General features: G+C 42.0%; 23 protein-coding genes. 8 read left to right on the top strand and 15 right to left on the bottom strand.

Annotated elements, in window-relative coordinates; all coding sequences use genetic code 11:
• Positions 1-30: 30 nt before the first annotated feature.
• Positions 31-1,500, top strand: a complete 1,470-nt coding sequence (locus H6614_10855; protein ID MCB9244165.1) for a hypothetical protein — start codon at positions 31-33, stop codon at positions 1,498-1,500.
• On the opposite strand, the gene H6614_10850 is transcribed toward H6614_10855, so the two are convergent.
• Genes H6614_10850 through H6614_10840 form a run of 3 tightly spaced genes read right to left on the bottom strand, consistent with a single transcriptional unit; the run spans position 1,501 to position 5,195 of the window.
• Positions 1,501-2,775 (bottom strand): thioredoxin domain-containing protein, encoded by a 1,275-nt coding sequence (locus H6614_10850; protein ID MCB9244164.1) that lies wholly within the window; start codon positions 2,773-2,775, stop codon positions 1,501-1,503.
• 42 nt (positions 2,776-2,817) lie between these two features.
• Positions 2,818-4,197 (bottom strand): tRNA uridine-5-carboxymethylaminomethyl(34) synthesis GTPase MnmE, encoded by a 1,380-nt coding sequence (gene mnmE, locus H6614_10845; protein MCB9244163.1) that lies wholly within the window; start codon positions 4,195-4,197, stop codon positions 2,818-2,820.
• Positions 4,194-5,195 carry an iron ABC transporter permease gene (locus H6614_10840; GenBank protein ID MCB9244162.1) on the bottom strand — a complete coding sequence of 334 codons (1,002 nt, stop codon included), beginning with the start codon at positions 5,193-5,195 and terminating at the stop codon, positions 4,194-4,196. The genes mnmE and H6614_10840 overlap by 4 nt, the downstream gene beginning before the upstream one ends.
• A 65-nt stretch (positions 5,196-5,260) precedes the next feature.
• Between H6614_10840 and H6614_10835 the strand changes: the two genes are divergently transcribed.
• Positions 5,261-6,484, top strand: coding sequence for a HAMP domain-containing histidine kinase (locus tag H6614_10835; protein ID MCB9244161.1), 1,224 nt, complete (start codon positions 5,261-5,263; stop codon positions 6,482-6,484).
• Positions 6,485-6,490: 6 nt separating this feature from the next.
• On the top strand, positions 6,491-8,767 hold the full coding sequence (locus H6614_10830) for a glycosyltransferase family 39 protein (GenBank protein MCB9244160.1): 2,277 nt from the start codon (positions 6,491-6,493) through the stop codon (positions 8,765-8,767).
• On the opposite strand, the gene H6614_10825 is transcribed toward H6614_10830, so the two are convergent.
• The 10 genes from H6614_10825 to H6614_10780 all read right to left on the bottom strand — a co-directional run bounded on the left by H6614_10825 (position 8,764) and on the right by H6614_10780 (position 17,944).
• Positions 8,764-9,576 carry a diaminopimelate epimerase gene (locus tag H6614_10825; protein ID MCB9244159.1) on the bottom strand — a complete coding sequence of 271 codons (813 nt, stop codon included), beginning with the start codon at positions 9,574-9,576 and terminating at the stop codon, positions 8,764-8,766. The genes H6614_10830 and H6614_10825 overlap by 4 nt on opposite strands.
• Positions 9,577-9,583: 7 nt before the next feature.
• Complete coding sequence (locus tag H6614_10820; protein MCB9244158.1) at positions 9,584-12,181, bottom strand: LPS-assembly protein LptD; 2,598 nt, start codon at positions 12,179-12,181, stop codon at positions 9,584-9,586.
• A 23-nt stretch (positions 12,182-12,204) separates the two neighbouring features.
• The gene (locus H6614_10815) at positions 12,205-12,663 is read right to left on the bottom strand and encodes a TPM domain-containing protein (protein ID MCB9244157.1); all 459 of its coding nucleotides are present in this window, start codon (positions 12,661-12,663) and stop codon (positions 12,205-12,207) included.
• 17 nt (positions 12,664-12,680) lie between these two features.
• Entirely contained in the window at positions 12,681-13,433 is a 753-nt protein-coding gene (locus tag H6614_10810) for a TPM domain-containing protein (GenBank protein MCB9244156.1), read from the bottom strand.
• 186 nt (positions 13,434-13,619) lie between these two features.
• Positions 13,620-14,144 carry a biopolymer transporter ExbD gene (locus tag H6614_10805; GenBank protein MCB9244155.1) on the bottom strand — a complete coding sequence of 175 codons (525 nt, stop codon included), beginning with the start codon at positions 14,142-14,144 and terminating at the stop codon, positions 13,620-13,622.
• A gap of 41 nt (positions 14,145-14,185) precedes the next feature.
• Positions 14,186-14,764: a biopolymer transporter ExbD gene (locus H6614_10800; GenBank protein ID MCB9244154.1), complete on the bottom strand. Its 579-nt coding sequence runs from the start codon at positions 14,762-14,764 to the stop codon at positions 14,186-14,188.
• An 81-nt stretch (positions 14,765-14,845) separates the two neighbouring features.
• A complete protein-coding gene (locus H6614_10795) occupies positions 14,846-15,625 on the bottom strand; it encodes a MotA/TolQ/ExbB proton channel family protein (protein ID MCB9244153.1) in 780 nt (259 codons plus the stop codon).
• Positions 15,626-15,744: 119 nt separating this feature from the next.
• Complete coding sequence (locus H6614_10790) at positions 15,745-16,089, bottom strand: STAS domain-containing protein (GenBank protein MCB9244152.1); 345 nt, start codon at positions 16,087-16,089, stop codon at positions 15,745-15,747.
• 143 nt (positions 16,090-16,232) lie between these two features.
• Entirely contained in the window at positions 16,233-16,781 is a 549-nt protein-coding gene (locus tag H6614_10785; GenBank protein MCB9244151.1) for an adenylate kinase, read from the bottom strand.
• A 23-nt stretch (positions 16,782-16,804) separates the two neighbouring features.
• The gene (locus H6614_10780) at positions 16,805-17,944 is read right to left on the bottom strand and encodes a 23S rRNA (adenine(2503)-C(2))-methyltransferase RlmN (protein ID MCB9244150.1); all 1,140 of its coding nucleotides are present in this window, start codon (positions 17,942-17,944) and stop codon (positions 16,805-16,807) included.
• 73 nt (positions 17,945-18,017) lie between these two features.
• Here H6614_10780 and H6614_10775 point away from each other — a divergent pair, with 73 nt between their 5' ends.
• Positions 18,018-18,515 carry an FABP family protein gene (locus H6614_10775; GenBank protein MCB9244149.1) on the top strand — a complete coding sequence of 166 codons (498 nt, stop codon included), beginning with the start codon at positions 18,018-18,020 and terminating at the stop codon, positions 18,513-18,515.
• A gap of 60 nt (positions 18,516-18,575) precedes the next feature.
• The gene (locus tag H6614_10770) at positions 18,576-19,352 is read left to right on the top strand and encodes an alpha/beta hydrolase (GenBank protein ID MCB9244148.1); all 777 of its coding nucleotides are present in this window, start codon (positions 18,576-18,578) and stop codon (positions 19,350-19,352) included.
• Between the two features lie 12 nt (positions 19,353-19,364).
• On the opposite strand, the gene H6614_10765 is transcribed toward H6614_10770, so the two are convergent.
• Entirely contained in the window at positions 19,365-20,231 is an 867-nt protein-coding gene (locus H6614_10765; GenBank protein ID MCB9244147.1) for a T9SS type A sorting domain-containing protein, read from the bottom strand.
• A complete protein-coding gene (locus H6614_10760) occupies positions 20,228-21,814 on the bottom strand; it encodes a hypothetical protein (protein MCB9244146.1) in 1,587 nt (528 codons plus the stop codon). The genes H6614_10765 and H6614_10760 overlap by 4 nt, the downstream gene beginning before the upstream one ends.
• A gap of 140 nt (positions 21,815-21,954) precedes the next feature.
• Here H6614_10760 and H6614_10755 point away from each other — a divergent pair, with 140 nt between their 5' ends.
• From H6614_10755 to H6614_10745, 3 genes are all read left to right on the top strand, one after another.
• Entirely contained in the window at positions 21,955-22,902 is a 948-nt protein-coding gene (locus tag H6614_10755; GenBank protein MCB9244145.1) for a hypothetical protein, read from the top strand.
• A 114-nt stretch (positions 22,903-23,016) separates the two neighbouring features.
• The gene (locus tag H6614_10750) at positions 23,017-25,254 is read left to right on the top strand and encodes a UvrD-helicase domain-containing protein (GenBank protein ID MCB9244144.1); all 2,238 of its coding nucleotides are present in this window, start codon (positions 23,017-23,019) and stop codon (positions 25,252-25,254) included.
• 17 nt (positions 25,255-25,271) lie between these two features.
• Positions 25,272-25,679, top strand: a complete 408-nt coding sequence (locus H6614_10745) for an EVE domain-containing protein (protein ID MCB9244143.1) — start codon at positions 25,272-25,274, stop codon at positions 25,677-25,679.
• Positions 25,680-25,946: the final 267 nt, after the last annotated feature.

Raw genomic sequence — 25,946 nt, 5'->3', positions numbered from 1 at the left:
ACTGAGTACACTTTCTAGTTATTATTACACATGAGAGATGCAAACATCATACGGGTTTTAAAGACTTTTACAAAAAAAGAGATCGATGAATTCGAAACCTATGTAAATTCACCTGCTCAACTAAAGAAAAGAGATGTAAGAAAGATCTTTAATTCCTTAAAGGAATTTTATCCCGATTTTGAAGGAAAATCGCTAAATGACGAGCATCTCTTCAAATCGATCTTCCCAAATGAAAAATTTGTTAAAAAGAAACTAACACTATCCGTATTTCATTTATACGACTCAGTTTGCGATTTCCTGGTTCTATCAGGCACAAATGAAAAAGAACCAGACCGAACGTTTGCACTTATGGAAGAATTGTTAAAACGTGGTATGGAAAATTCCTTTCGCAAGCTCGCCCGCAAACTTGATAAGAAGCTTGTATCCACAGAATATTTACTTGGCTCGTACTTCGCATATCGTAACAGGCTCGAGGACCTGATGATATCATACTATTCCAGGAACCATGATTACAAGGGATTTATAGATTCATCTATGCGAAGAACAGAGAATACTATGGCTTTAAATCTTTTGAGGTCAATGAGAAGTGTCATCAATAAATATTTTGCGGAAATTTCATATAACCTGAGAACAGACGGAGAGCTTTTCAATACTGTTATTAATGGAACTAACTTCCTAGAAATATTCTCATCAAAAGAGAAACATCAATTTTTAAAATTACTTGAACCCGTTTTTTATACTTTTCAGGCTGTTAGCGGCAGCAACCTGGAAGAATCCCTTTTTAAAGCTGAAGACAGTTTCATAAAAAATATCAATCTGTACGGCAGAGAGGAAAAGGTTTATATATATTCGGAGATGGTAAATCTTTACGACATGAATATACGCGAAGCGCAGGACCCCAAAAAAAAGAAAACCCTTTCAAAAAGAAGTCTTAATCTTACGAAAGTATTCGTCGATGAAAAGTTATACAAAACTGAAAAGGATAAATATATGCAGATGATCTTTTTCAGAAATGTTGTTCTTACTGCTCTAGATGCACATGAATATGAATGGGCTGAACATTTCATCCTGCAGCATTATAATAAGCTCAAGCCAAGCTACAGTGAGAATATGAAAAATTTCTGCCTGGCTGAAACAGAATTCACGAGGAATAACTTTGAGAACAGCCTGGAATACTTATCGAATGTATCCTATAATTCATTTGTCTTTAAAAGAGATGTAAAGATGTTACTGATGAATCTCTACTACGAATTGAATTTCTTTGAGCAGGCATATTATATAATGGAGAATACTAAAAGGTATCTAAAAAAGACTAATGAAATAAGCGAGGAAGACAAAATTCTTGATTATAATTTTATAGAATATTATAAGCAATTATTAAAGTTGAGGGAAACGCCGGACAAAGATGCTGCAGTTGTTTGTATAAATAAGATCAAAAAAGTCTATAATAAGATTGAAAATCCCGACTGGCTTGTAGAAAAATTTAAAGAGATTTTATGATCACTTATTCATTTTCAATTCTTCATCTATTATAGCTTTGATGACTTCGGGACTATTCCAGTAGTGAACTTTCCTGCCATTGATAAATAATGTCGGCGTGCCGGTAATACCATACTCCTTTGCAAGATCGATCTCCCTCAATACCCTGTCACGAGCGGGATCGGATTCAAGGCAATCGTTAAATTTATTCATGTCGAGACCGAGTTCCTGCGCGGTGGCAATGATGAAGTCGCGGTTAATTTTTGTCTGGTTTTCGTAAAGTGTGTAATAAAAATCCCAAAACTTTCCCTGATCCTGCGCGCATACCCCTGCAATCGCCGCAATCCCGGCGTTTTGGTGGATCTCGTTAGTCAGATTCTTATTTATTGATTTATCGAGAGGGTAATTCATAAAGTGGAGGCTCACACGGTCGCCGTATTCGAGCATAATGGGTTTCATATTGGATGCCAGCAGTTTGCAAGCCGGACATTCGAAATCGCTGAACTCTACAATGGTTACTTTTGCATCGGGATTACCGTCCACCGCAGAGCCATCAAAGTTAACATCATACTTCTGCCCGTTAAAGTGCTGTGTAAGGATAAGCTGGACGCTCTTCAGACCGGGTTTGATTACGGTATTTTCATAATAGCGCAAGCCGAGAAATCCCATTGCGAAAAGCCAGATGAGAATTATCCAGTAACGCCAGGGCTGTGATACCCGCTCCTCCGTACCGTCGCCTTTCTTACCGGCAGCTACGGGTTTTGATGAGGAGAAGATGCTTTTGACATATTGTAAATTACGGGAGAGGATCTCCTTAAAAGATATTCGCAGAGCTTTCATTGTCAGGAAGAAAATTACAAATATACAAACATACATAGCTACACAAACCGGGCATATCACCCCAAGCATAAAGAGTTGATACATTTTGAAGAATGTGACCAGCACAGAAAGCGTGGTCATAAAGAAGATTATGTTGAGCGCGGCGGTACCACTCTGTTTACGGCTATTAACGAGCGCGAAGATGGCAACCCATAGAGCCCAGAAGAAATACATGAAACCGAACCATGCAACAGGCACACCAAACATTTTAGCATATCCTGTCGATAGAACCGTATCACATGTAAAAAGGTCACTGAATGAGCATTCGCTGGGTTCGATAATGCCGGCTACGGTGAGTTTAAATGTGAGCCGGGTTGCGTATAAAGCAAGGGCAGAACCGATCAAAGCAAAGAATAGGATGACGATGATGAGACTGCGCTTAAGTCCGGGTTTAGTATTTTCTACAGGATCTTCCAACCATAAAAAATAGTAAATAAAAATAAAATAATAAGGTTGAAATTATTTGCCGATGCAGAATTTTGAGAAGATATTGGCAAGGATGTCTTCGTTGGTTACTTCGCCGGTTATCTCGCCGAGGTGAGAGAGGGCGTTTCGGAGGTCAACGGAAATGTATTCTCCGCTCATATTATCGTCGAGGGTTTTCACAGCATTGCGGAGTGACTCGACGGTGTTTTCAAGGCAGGTTTTGTGGCGGAGGTTAGTAAGAATTATGTCTCCGGATGAAACGGAGCCTTCTTTAGAGAAAACTTTTGCGACCATTTCCTTTTTTAACTCTTCTATAGAATCATCATTAAGTATCGAAATATGGAGACCTGGTTTTCCGGGTTGTTTGTTCAGGTCGGATTTTGAAAAGATCATTATGGATTTTCCAGTGTCGAAATTATCATCGAAGTATTTTATGTTATTTTGAATGGATGTTTCATCTTCCGATGAATCTATCAAAAACAGAATAAGATCAGCCTCTTTCATACGCTCGTAGCTTCGTTTTATGCCCTCACTTTCGATAGTATCATCCGAAATACGCAAGCCTGCTGTATCGGTAAGATTGAACAAAACCCCGTCGATAATCAGGTTTTCCTCGATGTAATCGCGTGTAGTTCCGGCAATGTCGCTTACTATCGCGCGGTTGGTCCGCAGAAGGTGATTGAACAGTGAGGACTTACCGGCGTTAGGATTTCCGGCAATGACGAGCTTCGCCCCTTCACGGATAACACGGCCGGTAATGTATGAAGCAATTATCTTATCTATATCACCGATGATAGCCGTGAGCTTATCCCGAAGTTCCTTTTTGTGAACAAATTCGAGGTCCTCCTCAGCAAAATCGAGCTCCAACTCTACCAGCGAAACGGCATTAAGGATATCCTCTTTCACTTTTGAAACATAATGGGAGAGCGAGCCTTCGAGCTGTTTAATGGAGGATTCGTGCGCTGATTCGGTTTTGGCATGGATAAGATCAGCAACGGCTTCAGCCTGCGAGAGGTCCATCCTTCCATTGAGGAAAGCGCGTTTGGTAAATTCACCAGGTTCGGCAAGCCGCGCGCCTTGCTTAAAGAGAAGGCGGAGTATCTTAGCGGCGACGAACGTACCGCCGTGTGATGAGATCTCCACAACATCTTCACCCGTATATGTACCGGGGTTTTTAAAAACCGTTATTAGCACCTCATCCACCAGGTTACCTTCATCGAATATATATCCGAAATGAACGGTATGGGAATTGAAACTACCAATAACGACGGGAGTAAACTTTTCTTCAGCGGAGGAGAATATTTTTTCAATAATAGTGAAGGTATTTTCACCGGAGACACGGATAACGGATATACCTCCTTCACCAGGCGGTGTCGCAATTGCGGCTATTGTATCTGTCAAGTTGGCGCTCATACTCTCTGCTTATCACGTTTATAAATAAGCCAAACGAATATGGGCGCACCGACAAAGGAGGTGACTACTCCTACGGGAATCTCCGACGGGGCAATGACCATCCTGGCTAAAGTATCCGACACGACCATGAATATTCCGCCAAGCAGAATGGAGGCGGGAACAGTGTACCTGTTATCTGAGCCCAGCAGGAGTTTAGCAATATTGGGGACTATGAGACCAACGAACGTAATAATGCCTGCGACTGCTACCGCACAGGCGGCAAGGACGGATGCAAGAGCTATAGAGACAGTCTGCATGCGTTTTAGATTGACACCAAGTGAGACCGCGAACTCTTCGCCCATATTCATCACGTTTAGCTCCTTCGATATGAGCATCGAAAAGATCAGCGCAATGATAACGGGAATGATAATTATATTAAACTCTTCCCATCCCCTGCCGGAGAGACTGCCATTGAGCCAGTAAAGTATCTGTTTCACATTTTCACCGGAGCGAAGGAGCAGGAATCCGTTCACGGAACCCAGGAAGGCGTTTATAGCAAGCCCGGCGAGAATGATCTTATTTGAAGAAATGAAATTGGAATATTTTGCGTTCATTCCTCGCGCGATGGCAAAAATCAGCATTGTTGTAAGAATAGCAGTAGCAAAAGCAAAGGGCGTTACCATCCAGAAGGAAGTGGAAATCCCAAATACAAAAATAACGATCGCACCGAAACCTGCCCCGGCGGAAATTCCGAGTAATCCGGGTTCAGCAAGATTATTTCGCAGAAGTGACTGGAGAATAATACCAGAAGCGGAAAGGGCAAATCCTATGGCGGCGGAATTTAGCACTCTGGGAAGCCGAATATCGAGAATAACCTTTTTTACGACCTCATTATCCGTATTAAAAATTCCGATTATTTCTAAAAATGAAATGTTTATATTGCCAAGTGCTACGGAAACTATAATAGATATTAAGAATATAATACTTAGCGCCAGTAGGATGGTTAATTTTTTCTTCAAAAAGAATGTTTAATATTCCGTAATACTATATTTTTATAATTTAACATAGTCTTTATTTTATAGGAATGAATAAATTCGGCTCATTTGACATAAAAATCGCACTCGCTGCAAGCGGTCTCTTAATTGTAGGATTAATACTGTTTTATACACAGCATCTGGCAACCAAGATACAGCAGAGGGAAAAGCAGATCGCGGGGCTGTACGCGCGTTCACTTGAATACCTCGCAAATGCGGAAAACGAGACCGGCGAATACACATTTATCTTTGAGGAGATAATAACGCAGATAGATTTTCCGATAATCGCGACGGATAAGGATTACAAAACTATCACGTTCTTTAAGAACGTGGATTTTGATTCGACAAAGGGACTCTCCTCACAGGATTCGGCAAAATTCTTTGCCATGGCAAAAGAAATGTCGGAAATAAACGATCCCATAGCGGTAAAATATGTTCTGGACCAGGACACACTGATATTGAGTTACGTTCACTACGGACAATCGGGACTTGTTACGGAATTGAAATTATTGCCTTACATGGAATTTTTGATAGCGGGGCTTTTTGTATTTCTGGGCTACATAGGGTTCTCATATATTAAGAAGAACGAGCAGAGCAGTATATGGGTCGGACTTTCGAGAGAGACGGCGCACCAGCTTGGTACTCCCCTGTCTTCACTTATGGGGTGGACGGAGATGCTTAAGAACGTCAAACCGGGAAGCGGTGAGCTGGAGGAAGTAACATCCGAAATAGAGAAGGATCTCGAAAAGCTGAATAAGATCGCGGGAAGATTTTCAAAGATAGGATCACAGCCTCTACTCAAGTCGGAGAACCTGAAGGAAGCGATCACCCACGTGGTAAATTATATAGAAAAAAGAATACCGACGCTTACGACCATAGACGGAAAGCCTGTAAAGAAAGTTAAGATTAACATCGAAGGTGATGATAATATCTGCGCAAACATCAATACGGATCTATTCGAGTGGGTAATTGAGAACCTATTAAAGAACTCCTTAGACGCAATGGACAAACCTTCCGGAGAAATAAGCATCAAGGTTTATACCGTAGGACACGAGGCAGTAATAGACGTTACGGACAGCGGTAAAGGCGTGGACATGAAACACAAAAAGGATATATTCAGACCAGGATACTCTACAAAGCAAAGGGGCTGGGGATTAGGATTAAGCCTGTCGAAGCGTATAATCGAAGATTACCATAGCGGTAAATTTTTCCTGCTGGACTCGGCAGTGGGTAAAGGAGCTACATTCAGGATAAAATTAAATAAGGATAATTAACGGGGCTTGCAGGGCGATGCACTAACATACGAAGAAGTAAAAGAAGAACCGAAAGCCAGGGAAGGATTTAATATTTTCGCCAACCCGCTTTACCTCATCATAGGACTTCTAATAGTAAAAACCGTATTCCAAATAATGATATTGCAATCGGGATACAGGTGGCTCTCCGCAGACGATTACACGAGAACGGTAAAATCTTATGAATGGCTCCAGCATCCAGAGATAAGCTCCGGAGTCTGGCTCACCCCGCATTTCTGGATAGTAGGCTTTGTGATGATATTCGTAAAGAACCTCATGCTGGCATCGAATTTAGTAAGTTCGGTCTTTTCAGCAGTATGTATGGTGTATTATTTTAAGCTGATCGACCTTTGTTTCAACAGAAAGATAGCATTCTTTTCAACTTTAATATTCATTTTTTTCCCTTTCCAGGTTTGGTTAAGCATATCCGGGCTTCCTGAGCCTATATTCTTCTGTTTTACAACAATGGGCTTTTATTACTTCATGAAGTGGAGAAATGACGGGAAAGTACACCGGTCATTGCTTGTAGCGGCAAGTATATGCTTCGCTCTTGCTAACGTTTTCCGTTACGAGGGATGGTTCTTTACAGCAGGATTTATCATACTGGTAGCATGGGATTTCTTCCCGCAAAGAAAGCTTACGGGAAACCTGATGAAGAACGTTCTTATTTCGTGCATCTCCATGGTTACGATAATATGGTGGTTTTTGCAGAACTACATAGACCATAATAATGCAATGTTCTTTGCTGTGGAGACAACGAAGATATTCGACCAGTTCAACTCAGCCGGTCTTCTTCAAAGAACGATTCAGTATCCGACTTTCATATTCTACATAGCGCCGCTCACAACAATCTTCTCTATAAAAATAATATTCGAGACATTTAAGGAGAGAAGGAGCAGTCTGCACAGGATATTCCTTGTATTCAACCTCCTTCAACTTACATTCCTCATTGTGCATGCAATGCTAGGCACCGGAGGTACGAATATGATCTCGCGGTATGTGGTATTGAACGCGCTATTTTTAGTGCCGTTTTCGGTGGAGCAGGTATTCGAATTCAGGAGGGAGATCGCAGCGGGGCTAATCTCAGCATTTATACTGGTTAATATCGTGTGGTGCTACTATTACCCGCCCCCATTCAGAGAAGATACATTCGAAGTAGGACGCCTGCTGGACGATATGATAAGTAATAAGTATTTCGGGGATAACGGTAAGATATATTTTGAGGAGATAGAGGGATATTACGATCTATTTGCATTGCAGGCATTATCAAATGACCCGGGGAGGTTTGTATTAGGGGAACTCCGGGAAGGATCGGAGGAAAAGCCGGTCAGCAAAAAGAAGCAGGACGACCTAAATATACTCGCCATAAAGAAATTCCTCGAAAAGAAGGACATCGAGCTTGCCGTGATAAAGAGCGACGGATATACCGAGAAGCTTCGTAAAATGGGTATAGAGAATGAGGAGATCGGCGAATATAAAGTGTTTTATGTGAAGGGCAGGAAATCAAGCGTGAACGATTCGACTATCTCGATATTCTCTAAAAACCTGACCCCGCTCGAAGAAAATCCCGACCTGATAAATTACAACAGGATGCTGGGATTGAAAAGTTTTTACATAGATAACACGAATTTCGGATTGAATCCGAGTACTGTAACGATCTCATGGACTGCAACCGATACGAATATTATCGACAGCATCGATTATAATAACTTCGAATTCAACCGCTACAAGTATGTACTGGAAATAGTAAACCCGGATAATGACTCGACTGTATATTCCCTGAGCAATAAGATATTTTCAGAGAGGAACATAGAGACGCTTATAGAGACGAACGAGATAAAAAATATAGCTGTACTCAGTCCGTTCGCCGTATTGAATTACTCTACAAAGTACGGAGGATCGCCTTTCGAAGGAGGGATTTACACCGTAGCGCTAAAAGTATGGGACGAGAAACGGAAGGACGACCTGCTTTTATACAAAGGGGATAAATACCTTACGCCGGATATAAACACCGACACGGCTGAATACCGTACATCCGATACCTCGACCGTCCTGAAAAAAATACCCCTATCCCCGAAAGATACCGTAAACACACAGTATCCGCTTGGCAATATTATAGCGATGTTCCCGGATTCGGATTACAATAAGGTAATACTAAAACATAAGGACTTCTTCGAAATAACGACTACCAACTGGGTAAAGCTGTTATTTTCGCAAAGGTACCAGGGTGACCAGGTATTAAACTGGGTGTTTAATTACTTCTAGCTAATTCGGACTGCTCCACCGGTCAAGGTCAGCGCACCAATTTCATTAGAATCATAATCAAAACCCACAGTAAGATGCTCCCCAGAGCGAACGAGGATATTGATAGGCGGGATGATATTCTTTACGGCAAAGACGGTAATTGCAGAGGAGAGCGCACCCGTTCCGCAGGCAAGAGTTTCCCGTTCGACTCCGCGCTCATAAGTACGCATTGCAATCTCATTATCACCCATCACCTTAATAAAGTTGACGTTAGCACCTTCCGGCATAAGGTCCTTGTGCATACGAATGCTTCTTCCCCATTCATTGACTTTAACGTCTTCGAGTGAGTCGAGCCCTAAGTCTTCGATAAAAATAACAATATGAGGTGTGCCGACATTTATGTATGAGCAGGGTAGGTCTTCCGACCAATCCGAAAGGGCAGTTTTTAGTTTTATGCCCGCACGGATTATCTCAGGCGGAGGGAACGTAACGGTAATCTTACCGTCATCATTTACTTTACACGGAAATGTTTTCCCTATGGATTCAATGATTAGGTCATGTTTATCTGTCAATGAATTATCCAGAAGGAACTGCACCGTACATCGAAGTCCGTTACCGCAAAGGGAATTTCCTGTACCATCTCTATTGTAATAATTCATCCAGAAATCACCCAGCGTGCTTTTCTCGACAAATATAACTCCGTCTATCTCATCATTATTTCCGTTTTCGAACAGACCAAGCACGGTTTCAGAGCGGTTAGTTATGCCGTCATCGAGATTATCAAAGATGATGAATTTATTTCCTGCACCGGAGTATTTTTGATATTCCATAATTAGTTTAAAAGTTAGAGAATGCTCCCCTATCGTTAGTTTGCTTATCAATTTTAATATCGCGCAGATCAGGCGCTTTTATTCTTACCTCGAATTTGAAACCCCGATATGCACCAATTGGGTACCAATTAAAAAGCATCTCCCACGAATTTAGATCGCGGTAAGCGGTAAAATAAGGCGCCGAAAGCTGTTCACTAATAAGATCGTAATTAGTTCTAAAACCAAAGTTCCAGTTTTTCGACAGACTGAAATCAACACTGAAGCCCAGATTGGAAGTACGTGTAATATTGTTAGGATTGCTCTGGTTCAGATTATAAAAATAACTAATCGATCCGCTCACCGGTATGTCGTAAGCGGCATCGTACTTATCTTTTATTATTATACTCTTTTCCGTTTCCGCAAGGGTATCGTTAGTTGTAGATTTTTTTTCTTCCTTTTGAGAGCTTGAAAAAAGAAAATCAAAACCTGTCGAAAGATTTAAGGTAAAGTTTGTCAGGTCAGCGACCTTTCCATCGTCCCATAAGAAACTGTTTATACGTGAATTAAGGCTGTCATTATACTTATAAAGGGAAAAATTTGCCGAACCGGATATGTCTAGTATGCTTCCTATTTTAGTACGGAAGGTGTTTGTTATTTCCGAAAATTTCAATGAATCGGCGGCAAAGTTATAGCTCAATCCAGAAGTGATATTGATAAGCTGGAATTTATTTTCGGTGCTGTCATTCACACGAGTCTTCATTTCAAAAAGATTATTCATCGAAAACGAAAGTAACTGGCTTTCACCGGAGGGCGGCGACCCGAAGATACCGTTTTCATAGAAAGAATACTTCACATCGTTACCGGAGGCATCGGTATAGGTACCATAATATCCGAACGACGGGTCGGAAAAATCGGGTGAATAGGAATAAGTGAGCGAAGGCGTAATAGTGTGACGAATACCTGTTACGCTGAATACATTAGGGGTAAATATGCCGACAAAGTTCGTATTGAAAGAAAGCGCCGCGTTAAAATAACGCACTGCATTGAATCCGTCTATAGTTGTTTCGGTTACCGAACTGTCCGCCGAATTGAAAGACTTTCTAATCGAGTTCGGGTACCATATCTCTGTGTAATTTATCGAAGGTGTAAAACTGATGAAACTGAATTTAGGTGAGTATTTCACAGTTGCGTTATGCCGGGCACCGTATTTATCATCATTATATGTACTGTCGGTACCGGATGTAGTCTGTGTTGTAGTCCGTGTAAGACTATTGACCGCGTTCAGTGAATACGAAAAGCCGATATCCTCGTAAAAATTCCTGTTATAGGATGAACCGGACGGAGAACGGAACGGATAATTTTCCGTAACGCTGAAAGTAAGATTAGGGAGCCTCTGTGTAATGTCACCTGTTTGCAGATTCTGATCACGATAGTAATTCAGGTTTAGCGAGAATGGAGTCCCCTCCCAGTATTTTGACGCTGTTAGATTAGATATTACGTTTTGCCTCAGGAGTTCATCGAAATTATTGGTATTATTGTCATAGTAGCTCTTACCGCTCACAAAGGAAAGATTTCCCGTCAGCGAAAGCGTCGGCGTAATGTTCTGGCTATGATTAATATTGAAAGCCCATTCGTCGGAAGTGAACTTATCAGGGTCGGTGTCTTCGCCGAGCCTTATCATTGTGTAGCCGGCTTCGATATTGCCCGTCATTACATATCTCTGCGCATAGCGGAAGCGTGATTTAAAATCGTACCTTCCTTTCGTAAAAATGTTCACGGTAGCATTTATATCCATAAAGTCATTGATAGCCCAGAAGTAACCTCCGTTTGCAATGTACTGCCCATAGGTCCCGTCGGACCCGAAGGTAGGCGGGATTATGCCGGAGCTACGCCCGCTTCTATTCGGGAAAACCGCAAATGGAAGCCAGAATACGGGAACACCCTCTATATACAGGAAAACATTTTGCGCAATAACCTTATCATTTGGTATGACCTTCATTTTAGGCGATAGGAAATAATATTCGGGATCCTCCCTGTTCGTTGAAGTCGTGTAGCGACCGTTTTTGACGAAGTAAACTTCATTATTAACTTTTTTAATTATCTCGCCATAGTAATACCCCTGCTCAGCTTCAGTAAATCCCATGGAAACGTTACCCGTCTTTGTCGCGAAGTTATATACAAGGCGCACTCCCTCATATTTATCCGTCCCCTGCGTCATAATGGGCGTCTGGACGTACTTACCCTCCCGGGTAGAGTCCTGGAAACCAATACCCTCAAGCACCTCCGTTTCCCGGTCAAGGATTATCACACCAGAATTCAGCTGTAAGTCTTTATAGATGAGAACCGCCTCATTGTAGAGAATGAGTTTATTTGTTTTAAAATCAAAGACGGCGGAATCCTTTGCGGTGTAATTTACCACGGCATCTATGTCGGATTGAACCTGTCGAGAGGTGTCAATAGTAACAATAGCAGTGTCGCCGGATAGCGTATCAAGAGTTACATCCAGAGTATCGGGTGGAGGAGAAAGGGTATCGATAGGAGTACCGAGGGTATCCTGGAGGTCAACCTGCGCGCACAGAGCAAGCGGGAAAAGTAAAAAGAGTAATATGTAAATAAACTTTATCAAGATCCGCTTCCGGGATATTCACTTTAACCTACTATCACATCATTAGAAAGCTCATCGGGATTGTCGGATGAGGGCGGGAATTCGTTCTTTAAGATTCCGCCTATCTCCTCGACCGCATTTACTATCCCGCCTAAATAATTTTCCTTCTTAAATTCGTCTGTCATCATGTGCTCGATGGAATCCCATGTGCTGTCGGGTATCTTTGCATTTATACCCTCATCGGCAATGATCTCGAACTTCCTTTCACCAAAGAGAATAAATATCAAAACACCGGTCTTATCCCTTGTCCTATCCATATCTGCGCGGAGAAACTCATTCAAAGCAAGCTCACGCGGTGTATATTTCCCTTGAAGAATGCCCCGCTTATTCTTCAGGCAAACACGCAACTCACCCGAAGTGTGTTTTTCAACACCGGAGATAGTTTCGGAGATCTTATTCAGATCTTCCGGAGACAAGAATTTATTTAAAAATGCTGACGACATAATCTAAGATTAAAATTTTACCATCCACCGCTGGCGCCACCGCCGCCAAATGAACCGCCACCGCCGGAAAAACTGCCAAAACTGCTTCCTGAAGATGACGAACTGCCCGAACCACTGCTCCACCAACCGCTTGAACCGCTGTGAGCGGAGCCGCTTCCCGACGTCCATCCTTTACCACAGCCGAACATGCGCTGAATAATGGACATTATTATCATGAAAAAGATAATGAAGAATATTATGAAAACGAATATAGGTATTCCAAAGCAGAGACCGATACCGGAGCCGTCATCATCGCTTTCTTTGGCAGTGTACTCGCCCTTTGTGGCAGAGATTATCGCATCGACACCTTTGTCTATACCGTCGAAGAACTCTCCCTTTTTGAATTCGGGACGTATTTCATTATTTATGATCGACAAAGCTGTTGCATCGGGCAAAGCTCCCTCGAGTCCGTATCCCACTTCTATTCTCATCTTCTTATCATTCATTGCGATGAGGAGAAGCACACCGTTATCCTTACCCTTTTGTCCAATTTTATTCTCTTCAGCCAGCCGGATGGAGACCTCCTCTATGGACTCACCGTTTAGCGAAGGAATAATATAAACCACGAGCTGGTTCGACGTTTCCTTTTCAAAATTTATCAGTTTCTGGATGAGGTAATTGACCTGTTCCTGTGTGAGCGTACCCGTTTCATCTACGACATACTTCTCTATTTTTGAAGGCTGACGGTCCTTTGACTGTACCCTCTGAGCATATAAATCCGCTGTGCCAATAAAAGCGGTAAATAGGAGTAATATTAATGTGAGGTTTCTAAGCAATAAATTGTCTTTTATTGCTTTAAGTTAATAAAATAGATAAACAATTTTTGCCTAAAAAGCCGTCACTACTTAATTACTTTCCGGGCATAAAAAAAAGCGGTGATCTTTGAATCACCGCTTTTTAAAACTGCTTGTATTTATTTAACCCCCGGCCAGTCTAATGATCTCTTTATCGACTTCCCCAACCGGCATGAAAGTATATCTTTTGTCTATTTTTGCTCTATTGATTTCATCTAGAATATCAACCATCTGGTTGTATTTCATATTCCTGTCGAACTTTAAGAGCATCATAATATTCGGATTTGCCCTGAACCTTGCTTCAAGCTCACTTCTCAGGTTTTCTAATGCAATATGTTCCGGAGGAGTCTCCTTATTGTCTGCGGTACCTTGCGAGAAATATATATTTCCCGATTCAGCAACTCTGACATACAAAACGTTTGATGCATCAACCTTTACTTTATCTTCCTCGTCTCCCTTAGGTAAGTTAACCTGCATAACCTGGGGAGTAGCGAGAGTTGTTGTAAGCATAAAGAATGTAAGAAGAAGCATAATGACGTCCACCATAGGTGTCATATCTATTCTAACACCCAGCTTCTTGCCTCTTTGGTATTTTTTCTGCCGTTTATTATAGGCTTCCGGAGCTTCAAAACCACCACCACCTGCCATAATAAAACTCTCCTAATTTAAATTTTAAAATTTTCTATTAACTATTCCTCAAGTTTGAGGTCAGTTACCAATGCAAACCGTGTATTCCTGGAATCTTTAAGAGAAGTCATCAGGTCTTCAACCAAGCCATAATTCGTATCTTTGTCACCTTTTACAACGATCTTATAATCCCTTGTATTATCGGAATTATTTTTAAGCTGTAACCTGAGGTCATTCATTACTTTTTCAAAGCCCGCTTTGTCGAGTTTTATAACCGTCCTTTTGAGCATTTGGTCACCAACCTTACCGGTTTCTTCAAATTCACTTTTAGAAGTTGAATCCGGGTGAAATAAACCAATCCCAAAAGCATCACCAAATACTTCTTTTCGGACTTCGTAACTATCCACGTCTAACCAGATATCACCTTTTGGAGTAAGCGTTAAAGTCATTATGTCCTGATCAGGAAGCCTTGTAGAATCGGTATTAACGGATTTAGGAAGTGTTACCTCAACTATCTCTGATTCCGCCGCTTTAAAAGTAGCAGTTAGCATGAAGAAAGTAAGCAGAAGCATGATAACGTCTACAAGCGGAGTCATGTCAATATTAATACCCGGTTTCTTTGTAGATCTGGATTTCTTCATTTTAATATCCTATATAACCTTTTTTATATTTTAACCTATATAAATACAAATAGGTTTCAATTAAATACGAACTTAGCCTAATTAAGCCGATTTCCTAGACCTGAAAGCAAGAATCTGAAGCATATTATAAGTAGCTTCGTCAATCATATATGTTATGTTGCTAACCTTTGTTGTGTAAACGTTATAGGAGATCGTACCAACAATAGCACCAAAAAGACCACCAGCCGTATTGATAAGCGCTTCAGAAATACCAGCTGAAAGTTCAGCGGCATTAGGAGTACCGGCAGTAGCCAGAGCCTGGAACGCCCTGATCATACCAACTACCGTTCCGAAAAGACCAACAAGTACCGATACCGAAGCGATCGTTGAAAGAGCCACAAGGTTTCTTTCAAGGAGCGGAACTTCGAGCATCATAGCTTCTTCGATAGCAGTCTGTACTTCCTGAAGTCTCTCTTCGGTTTCAAGCTGTTGATTTCCAGCGAGTACCTGATATCTTTCGAGACCTTGTTTTAAAATATTGGCAATCGATCCCTTCTGCTTATCGCATTCTGCCATAGCGCCTTCAACATCTCCGTCAGTGAGAAGGTTTTGTACTTTCTTTAAGAATGGTTCGATAGGACCTTTTCCCTTAGCTTTATTAAGAGATAATTGTCTCTCTATAGTATAGGTAATTACCATAATACTCAAAGCCATAAGAACAACAACAACAGGTCCGCCTAAGTAAATCGCCCCAATAAGGTTTAACGGAACCTTACCTGTTTCATCGAAGTTAGCGGGGTTACCGAAAACAAACATGAAAACCACGGCGGATACTACTAACGCAATTAAAACTAGTACTATTGTAAATGCAGATTGTTTCATTTAAAGTAAACCTCCTCGGTTAGTCAAAGGTTTTAATATTAATAAATATTTTTTAAAATTATTCTTTTTAAAAACTTATATGTAATATTTTATGAATAGCCGGTAAAAACCAATCAGCCCTAGGAAAAGCTTTTAATGGCTTCATCTAATGTAGCGTATGAATCGAATATTAAAGCTAGTTTTGTGATTACAAAAAGGTTTTCAAGGTTTTTATTGAGTTGGCAGATCTTAATGGTACCTTCCCTTTTAGAGTAGTTTGCGTGTGCAGAGATCAATACCCCGAGCGCGGTACTGTTTAAGTAAAGTACATCCCCCAAGTCTATAATAAGTTTCTTATTTCCCTGTTCCTGAAGTTTAGAAATCTCATCCTTAAGCTCGTCAGTTTCATCTCCACCTACGAAATTTCCCTTCGGCTTTAGGACAGCTATGCCGTCATGAAGGAGTTCGAGTTCTACTTTTGGCATATTTCAAGTAAATTTTTGGTTTGTTAAAATATATTAATATATCGAAAATATCAATAAACAAAAACCATATAACAATTTGATAATCAAGTTTTAAGGGGCAAAATCAGCATAATATGTTGCCAATCAGAACATGCAACAAATAACTACTTACCTATATCTTCTATAATCTTAGAGTTTATGTCCTCTATTTTGCCCATCCCATGAATATCCAGCACATTCCCCTTTCCATTATAATAGTCCAGAACAGGGGCTGTAGAATTATTGTAAACGCCGAGACGATTTTTTATCGCTTCCTCAGTATCATCGCTTCTGCCACGTCCGGTCATTCTGCGGATTATCTCGCTTTCGTCTGCGGTTAAAGAAATAACTTTTGTATTGTCAAAACCTTTATTTTCGAATATCACATCCAGAGCCTTAGCTTGCTCGAGTGTTCGCGGAAATCCGTCGAGAATAAATCCGGTTTCCTCGCCGGTAAGCGCATCATCAACGATCCCTATCATTATCTCATCCGGTACGAGGTCGCCTTTATCCATGATCTCCTTTGCCTTTAAACCGAGTTCAGTCTCGTCGGAAACGGCTTTTCTAAGAATATCACCCGTAGAAAGATGTCTGAGCCCCAGTTTTTGCGCTAATAGTTTAGCCTGAGTCCCTTTACCAACTCCGGGGGGACCAAAAATAATAAGTCGGTGCATAAATAATAATTTGGTAAATTTAATTACAGGGATGATACTTTGTTTTCGGTAACTGCTAATTGACCACAAGCTGCGTTAATGTCCACACCACTACTGGATCTGAGGTTAACTACAACATCCCTAGCCCTCAACTCAGCAATAAAATCATTTATTTTCTCAATTAAAAGAGAATTAGTTTTGACTTTAGAGCCGTCATCCGGAGCATTGTAGCGGGAAAGCGGTCCGCCAAGTTCAAAATCTATCGGATGAAAGGGTATGATATTTATATTGCAGGGTATCATGCGGGATAGTTTTTCGAGACGCTTAATGTCGTTCTCCGTGTCATTCAGTCCGTCGAAATAAATGTATTCGTATGTAACTTTATTGCCGGTCTTCTTATAAAAATATACAAGCTCCTCATATAGGTCGGGTAGGCGGTTCTTTACCGACGTAGGAATGATCGCTTCACGTATACCATTGTCAGTCGAATGAAGCGACAGCGCAAGCTTAACATTTTTAACGCTTGTGTTTTCCGGGAGGGTGATGTCATCCGCGAATTTTTTTATCTTTCCTTTGAAACCCACGGTCGAGACGGTGATCTTTCGCGATGGAATTTGTAAACCGAATTCCGATGTGAGTATCTGAAGCGCATTTAGCATGTTGTCATAGTTAAGGAACGGCTCACCCATTCCCATAAAGACGAGGTTGGTCGGTATGGTACCGGTACATTTGATAACGCCATACACCTGGTTGATTATCTGGCTTACGTCGAGATTCTTCTGGAAGCCCATCTTACCAGTCGCGCAGAACTCGCATCCGACGTTACAGCCTACCTGCGTGGAGACGCAGACGGTATGCCTCCTGCCTTCGTTAATGAGTACGGTCTCTATCTTGAGATTGCCCGTGACCTTAGATGAGGTCGCGCCGGGGAGTTCGAAGAGGAATTTCTTCGTATTGTATAGCTCCGACTCGCTTATCTTGTCCAGCTTTAGCGCGGGTATCTCGAACTCTTCTTTCATCTTAGCCTTAAGCAAACCGGGTATTCCGATAATGTCGTCTATCTCCGTGACGCCTTTCGAATGAATGGAATCGAATATCTGTCGTGCGCGGAACTTCTGCTCCTTGGCTTCGACGAGATAGCCTGTGAGTTCGGATAATGTAAGATTTAGGAGATTACGCTTCATGAGAGTAAAAAATAAGTATTATTAAGTTTAAAATGTACCAAATAAAAATTAAATTTATTGATAAAATAATCCGATGGAAACGGTTACTTCAAATCTAATTCCCAAACTCACTCCCCTGCTCGGTAAATGGACCGGGAAGGGCACGGCGCAATTCCCCACAATAGATACGACCGGCTATACGGAGGAGATGGTTTTTGCAAAGTATGATTACAATGATGTGATACATTACGAGCAGAAGGTGCTTCATAATACAGACGACGAGAGGGACGGCAAGCTCCTTCACTGGGAAGCCGGCTATATCCTTTTTAAGGAAGGAAAATTATTTTTGATTAATTCCCAAAGTAACGGACGCGTGGAGGTAATGGAGGGCGAAGTAAGCACGAATGGAAATGAACTTATAGCGGAGTTTAGGAGTACACTATACGGAAATGACAGCAAGATGATATCTTCATCCCGAAGATATACATTAAAGGATGATATGCTGGAATATACGCTCGATATGGCTACTTCGACGGCGGAAAACCCGGGAAATCATCTAAAATGTACATTAAGAAGGGTTTTTCCTAAATAGACGAATTTTTAAATGAGTATTTTGTTATAAGGAAATGTGTGTAAATAAACGGATATACGAATGATAGACCACCAAATAGTTAACCCCGAACTCGACCGCACGATAATCTTCGTCCACGGACTGGCATCAAACCGGAACAGTTTCGCTCCCTGCATAGAGTATTTCAAAAAAGATTACAGGATATTCGCGCTCTCCATGAGAGGTCACGGAAGGTCCGAACGCCCGCAACCCGAATCGCAGGACTCATATTGCGTGAAAGAGATGGCGGATGACGTAACGGAAGTAATAGAAAGATACAGATTAGATTCGTTTCATTACGTCGGGCACTCTATGGGCGGAATAATAGGCTATGAGCTTCTCGGCAGGAACGCGGATCAGTTCAAAACATTCACGGCGTGCGGATCACCCGCCGAGATAAGGATACCCGGATGGATAGCATTGGCGGGAACATTACCGCTGAGGGCGCTTCCGGAGAAGACTCTCACATCGACTGCCGGCGAGGTCATATCGAGATTTTCGGGTAAGACGGAGATCTCAAAAAGGATATTAAAGAATGAAGTGGTGCCTTTTATAAACTGGAGAGTAATGCGCCACTGCATGGTAAATCTGAGCAACTTCTCCTATCTGAACGTACTGAAGGAAGTAAAACTCCCCTTTCTGCTGATACACGGACAGCATGATATATACAACATCTACATTAAGCCGGTATTAAAGATAATGGAAGGGCGTGAGGATTTTTATTACGAGCACATGAAGGGCGCAGGACATAACGCACACCTGGACTTCCCGGACACTTTCAACAGCACGATAGAGAAGTTCATCAAAAAATACGAGTGATCTCTTCGTCAATTATTTTACAAGCGTCATCTTTTTTGTATCAGAAAAACTTCCCGCAGTAAGCTTATAAAAGTACACCCCGCTCGCCAAAGCCGAGCCGTCGAAATCCACCGAGTATTTTCCGGTCGTCATAAAGCCGTCAACAAGAGTAGCTACAAGCTCCCCTGCTGTATTATATACTTTAAGCGTTACGTTCGTATTTTCCAATATGCTGAAATCTATCTCCGTGCCCGGGTTGAAGGGGTTCGGGAAGTTCTGCTGTAATTCGTATGAATCGACAACTATCGGCGGTGTTCCGGGTCCGGTCAGCGTATAGTGGTCAATCCATACATGATCAGTTGAAATTCCAAGGCCTCCCCCGGCCCTATGAAAGTATTGGATACCGAAGTAGATATTCTGCCCGGCGTATTTAGAAAGATCGTAGCTTTTTTTATGCCATGAGCCGACAGGTCCGTCCACTTTAAAAAAGTCGATGGTTTCAAAAGTCCATGGGACATTATCCACTGTGGAAACGGTAATATATAGGGTGTCTTTGAATGTCCTGTCCACAGCTCCGCACCAAAATGTTATCGAATCCCCCACGACAATATTCTCCAGTTTAGGAGTGATGAGCCAGTCATCGGTCAGCCCATAAGCGTTAGCGTCCTCAAAATTGAACCTCCAGAAATTAGAACCATTCTGAGGTGCCTGTGTACCCAGCGTTACGAATTCGAACGTAGGCAGTACGTGCATCACGGGACCACCGCTGGAATCACGGTTAACGTATTTCCAACCCAGGCTGAAAAAATCCCCGTCGAAGCTCTCCTCCCATTTAATAATATTTTGAGAAAAGAGTGATTGTGTAAAAAACATGCATAATATTATCAAAACTTTTCTCATAAGTCCCCCATAAATTTGATCTTCAGCCGTTGTTTAAATCCCTGCAGATATTCGATCGCATCCTTTGTCGTCTTTATACCAAGGGGCGGGGACATTTTTTCAATAGCGGCAGCCAGCCCAATAAAATCTTCCTGAAATTCAGTTAAAGGAAAATTAAGATAAAAGTTCTTATCGGCATCGTAAGGAAGCGCCCTCGGTTTTGGGGTAGGCCATGTACTTACGTCGCGTATGGTGGAGCGGTTAAATATTCCCAGGAAGTCCGGCGCGCTGAGGTCTCTCAAGGTGATATTCGGCATACCGTATTTTTCACACATTGTCTTTATCATCGAGCTGTGGCGCAGTGTATCATTATAGACAGTATTGGAATCTATATACGCAGAAACAAAGACTGCCGGCACTCTTCTGCCGGAGCGGTTAAAGGTAAAATCCATTTCGCCTGCAGGCGCATTGACATAAGGCGGAATTGCCGGCGGCGGCTGTACGTGGTCGTATGTACCACCATGTTCATCATATGTAATAAGGAGCAGTGTATTCTTCCAGTTATTACCTGTAGTGCTGTTTGAGTTCTTTATTGCCGTATATACATCGTTTATTAATATCTCTCCGGCAAGCACGTTGGACGGTGTGAAGAAGTTTCCGAACAACGAATCCGGCGGATGTTCATCGTTATGCTTTATAAATAATCTCGGTTCTATAAAGGAATATTTCGGGAGTGTTCCGTCTCTCACATCTTTTTTGAAGCGGTCCATGTAAGCAAAGTTAGTGGTGGTATATTTTACCAGCCTCGGGAAATGCACCAATAGTGAAAGAGGAATGATGTCTATCGGATCGAAGTATATTCTCCATGAAATACCCGCGTCCTGGAACCTGTCATAAATAGTCGTCGAAAAATTCACCAGCCACTTCTCATAAGGGGAATTGTTCACATATCCCCACGAAGATGCCGCGTCGAAAAATGACCGGTTGCAGAATGTCTGGCTTGGAACTCCGCAATACCAGTTATCACAAACGACAAAACTCTTTGCAAGCGTGCTTATCACAGGGACTGCATCGGGCGGGAAACAGCCCATAATTATCTTGTACTCATAATATTCCGGGAAACGCCCGGCTCCGTTGCGGAAAGTATTCACGTAATCCAGTACCGCACCGTTAAGCGGATATACAGCGGGTAATGGAAACGGGAGATTATAGGGCGGAAGCATATTGGATACCGAAAGAAATCTGTTAGTATCCGGTATCACCGTCCCAAAAAGCTGTGTATTGATATGCGGATATTCTTCACCCGGATCGGGGTTTGGATTTGTCATTACATATTCTTTATGGACATAAACGCTATCTACAAATTCCGATGAATCCGCATACGGCGGAATAGGGTTACTGAGATTCTTATCAAAAACCCCGTTGAAGTTTTGCCCCGGCGGAATACCGTTCTCATAGAGGTAGCCGAGCATATTATCAAAAGAGCGGTTCTCCATCATCAGTACCACAACATAATCGAATTTATCTAAATTCACCTGTGCGGATATTGGAGCACAAATTGAAGCGATAAGAATAATAACAAAAGCGGTAATTTTTCCCTTCATAAATCCTCTCTATAGGTTGTTTAAGTAATAATAGTAATTGGTGAGTGAATATTCAAATTACAAAATTAAAAACAACACGAAAAATCCCTTCTTGCAAAAATCCGGTCAATATTGTAATTTCCTAACATAAAATAAAAGATATGAGCATTATAGCAGTAAAATGTCCTTCATGCGGAGCCTCTTTGAATGTACCGGACGATAAGGATTTCGTAAAGTGTGAGTTTTGTGAATCAACCGTGAGGGTCCGTGAAGCAGTCCGTCTCTATACAGAAGCTGATATACCCGACTGGCTCATCCTTGCGGATTCGGCGATGAAAATGAATAAAGTAAGTGAAGGGCTTCACTACTATATAAAGGTCCTCGAAGTTGATGCAAAAGTCGCGCGCGCATGGCTCGGCAGAGCAGAAGGAACAGGAAAGCTATTGCTGAATAATATTACCGCCTCATTGAATACTCCCGCGGGAGGAACACAGGTGATCCAGGGCTTCGATGGAAATTCCCATGTAGTAACCGCTAATATTTCCAGCGGTAGAACTGTTTACCTCAGAAATACTTCCGGGCAGTTCAAAGACCTGAACCAGATCTTTGCAGAGATCGGCAAAGCATTCAGCGGTAAGAATTATTATGATTCGGGCTCGATAAAAACGGCATTCACTGCCTATAACGATTACCTTGCTGAAATAAAAGCTTATATTAACAATGCCGAGCAATTCGCCCAACCGATGGAAATAGAAGAGGTAAAGACAAAAGCCGTGTCAATATATATAGAAATAATCGATGGGTTATATAATCGCTTAAAATCGGCATATTCCGACAGCTACCTTTCAATGTCAGACCTTTTTCCGGGATACCTGGATTTCACAACAGCCTATCTTACCGACCTGGAAGACCTGCGAAAAGAAAATCCCAATAATCTCGATCTCACCCGCATACTATACAGAATAAGCAGTGAGAATCATAAAACCGCCGATGATTTTCTAGCCGTACCGGGTACGGTCGATGCCCGATTGACAGACTATAGGGCACAGATGAAGCAAAAGGAAGATCTGTATATGAGTGACCTCGAAGCCGCGGTAAAAAAGTCCTGAGCACTGCCGGAAAGGAAATTATACATCAAGAAGAAAAGTTTTAAATTTACTATCACTGAAAATTTAATTATCTTAGATTCAGGAAGAGTTATAAACCGATTTTAAGATTTTAATATGTCCCTGGATCTAAACGTTCTCAATCCCGAACAAAGAAATGCAGTCGAACAGATAGACGGTCCATGCATGATCATTGCGGGTGCGGGAAGCGGAAAAACAAGAGTCCTCACTTACAAGATAGCACATCTAATAAACTCAGGGATAAGTCCATTCGAAATACTCGCACTTACATTTACCAACAAGGCGGCAAATGAAATGAAAGACCGTATAGCCGGACTTGCGGGTGAAGATTCACAAAAGATATGGATGGGAACCTTCCACTCTATCTTTGCGCGTATGCTGAGGATCGAAGCGGAGAAGATAGGATACACAAGAAACTTCACAATATACGATTCCGACGACTCGGTCAGCCTGGTCAGACAGATAATGAACGAAATCGGTATTCCAACGGAAAATCCTTCACCAAAAGCAATTCATTCGCAGATAAGTAACTTAAAAAACAAGCTTATACTGCCACAGGAATTTTCTATGTCGGCAAGGACTTTCTTTGAGCAGAAGGTAGATATGGTATATGAGCCATACCAAAAAGCTCTCCAGAAAAACAATTCCATGGACTTCGATGACCTGCTTATAAAACCGATAGAATTATTCAAAGTGTATGAGGAAGTGCTGGAAAATTACAGTGACAGGTTCAAGTATATACTTGTCGATGAGTACCAGGACACAAACCGCGCGCAGTATTTAATAGTAAAGATGCTTTCGCAAAAACATAAGAACGTTTCGGTCGTAGGTGACGACGCGCAGTCGATATACAAATGGAGGGGCGCAGAGATACAAAACATATTCGATTTTGAATCGGACTTTCCCGAGAGGAAGCTATTCCGCCTGGAACAAAATTACCGCTCCACAAAAAAGATATTATCGCTGGCAGACGACGTTATAAAAAGGAATACTCACCAGATATCAAAAGAGCTGTGGACTGAAAATCATGACGGCGAGCCGGTGAAGATGATGGAGACAATGACAGACAGGGATGAAGCACTGCGCATCGCGCGCTGTATCCTGGATGAAATACAAAAGAAGAAGCTTAACTTCAAAGACTTCGTCATCCTATATAGAACGAACGCGCAATCGAGGGTGCTGGAAGATTCGATGAGAGATAACCGCATCCCGTATATAATAGTAGGAGGTGTAAGATTCTATCAAAGAAAAGAGATCAAAGATATATTATGTCACTTTAAAGCTATCGTAAATCCGCGTGATAACGAGGCTCTTATCCGGGTCCTCAATCTAAGGGAAGGAATCGGGAAAACCACAATAGATAAGTTAAAAATGACAGCGGAATCGGAGGGAGTGCAGATGTATGACGTGCTTCAGAATAAGGACCTGCTGGAAGCGCTAACTCCAAAGATAAGAAATAAACTGCTGTGGCTGACGGAATTCGTCGATAAATACATATCCCTGGAAAAGGAAATGGGTCTGTCGGAAGTTACCCGGACAATTATAGACGAAGTCGGGATATTAAGGTCTCTAAAGGCAGAAAACACGCTGGAAGCGGATGAAAGGATAAATAACGTACAGGAGCTGATCTCCGCAATAGCGGAATTTGACGATATAGCGGAAGAGCCCACGCTGGAGAACTTCCTGCAGGAGGTTTCACTGGTTGCGGATATAGACACGCTGGATGACAAAAAGAACGCCGTAACCCTTATGACAATTCACTCGGCAAAGGGGCTGGAATTCCCGGTCGTATTCATCACCGGACTGGAGGAGGGACTATTCCCTGTCGGCGGAGCTACACTTTCCGAAGATGAGCTGGAAGAGGAAAGACGGCTTTTCTACGTCGCTATCACGCGTGCCGAGCAGAGACTATACCTGAGCCATTCCAACCAGAGGTATAGGTTTGGAACGCCCTCATATCAGATGAAATCACGATTTATCAAAGAGATCTCGGAACATATATCTAGCGATTTCGAGCATGACGGATTGAACCTCAAATCCGGCTATGTAAAATCCAAAGGCAAACCAAAATCTTCTTCACAGCCGAGCGCAATCCGCTATGAATACTACGGCTCAAACGGAAACGGTAATAGAAGGAAGAACTACAATTTCGAGAATGACGACAAATTCCCTGAAGTAAAGGAAGGCGTACACGTAAATCATAATACCTACGGCAAGGGAACGGTGCTTTCGACGGACGGCAAGGGACTGGATAAAAGAGCGGAGATATACTTCGACGACGTGGGACTAAAGAAGATCATACTGAAGTACGCTAAAATGACGATACAGGAATAAATCTAAATTATAATTATATGGCATACTGGCTTTTAAAAACAGAACCTTCCGTTTATTCATACGATGACCTCGTAAAAGACAAGAAGACTGTCTGGGACGGTGTTGCAAATCCCACAGCACTGAGGCACATAAGGAGCATTAAGAAAGGCGACCTTGTATTCGTATATCATACCGGCGATGAGAAACAAATGGTCGGAATAGCGACCGTAACGTCCGATCCCTATCCTGACCCAAAGCAAAAGAACGAGAAGTTGGTTGTATTCGATATCAAACCGAAGAAAAAGCTTAAACGCCCCGTCACTTTAAAAGAGGTCAAAGCTATAAATAAGTATGCCCAGTATGACCTCGTCCGTCTCCCCCGCGTCTCCGTCATGCCTGTCCCGGAAAAATACTGGGAAGATTTCATCAAAATGAGCGAAAAATAGATTTTCCATAAAAAAAAGCAGTGCCGGAAAACCGGTACTGCTTTAGTGAGGCTTATGTTAATAAGCCGAGGGGTAAATCTTTTTCACTCAACCTTCTATAAGGATAAAGAACGAAACACCTGATAAAATCTTAATCGATTTACTACAAAGATAGTATTATGCGGTACCCACAGCAAAGAATTTTTTTTCAAAAAGTAACCGGAATTTAGGCTGTTTTTTGAGGGAAGATTTCCCGGAAAGCCCAATTTTATGGGTGGAAAATCGTTA

Source organism: Ignavibacteriales bacterium, from assembly GCA_020635255.1.
In the GTDB taxonomy this organism is placed as follows: domain Bacteria; phylum Bacteroidota; class Ignavibacteria; order Tepidaquicellales; family Tepidaquicellaceae; genus JAEYVS01.
The sequence above is the reverse complement of the archived record's forward strand: the minus strand, read 5'-3'. Positions and strand labels throughout refer to the sequence as shown.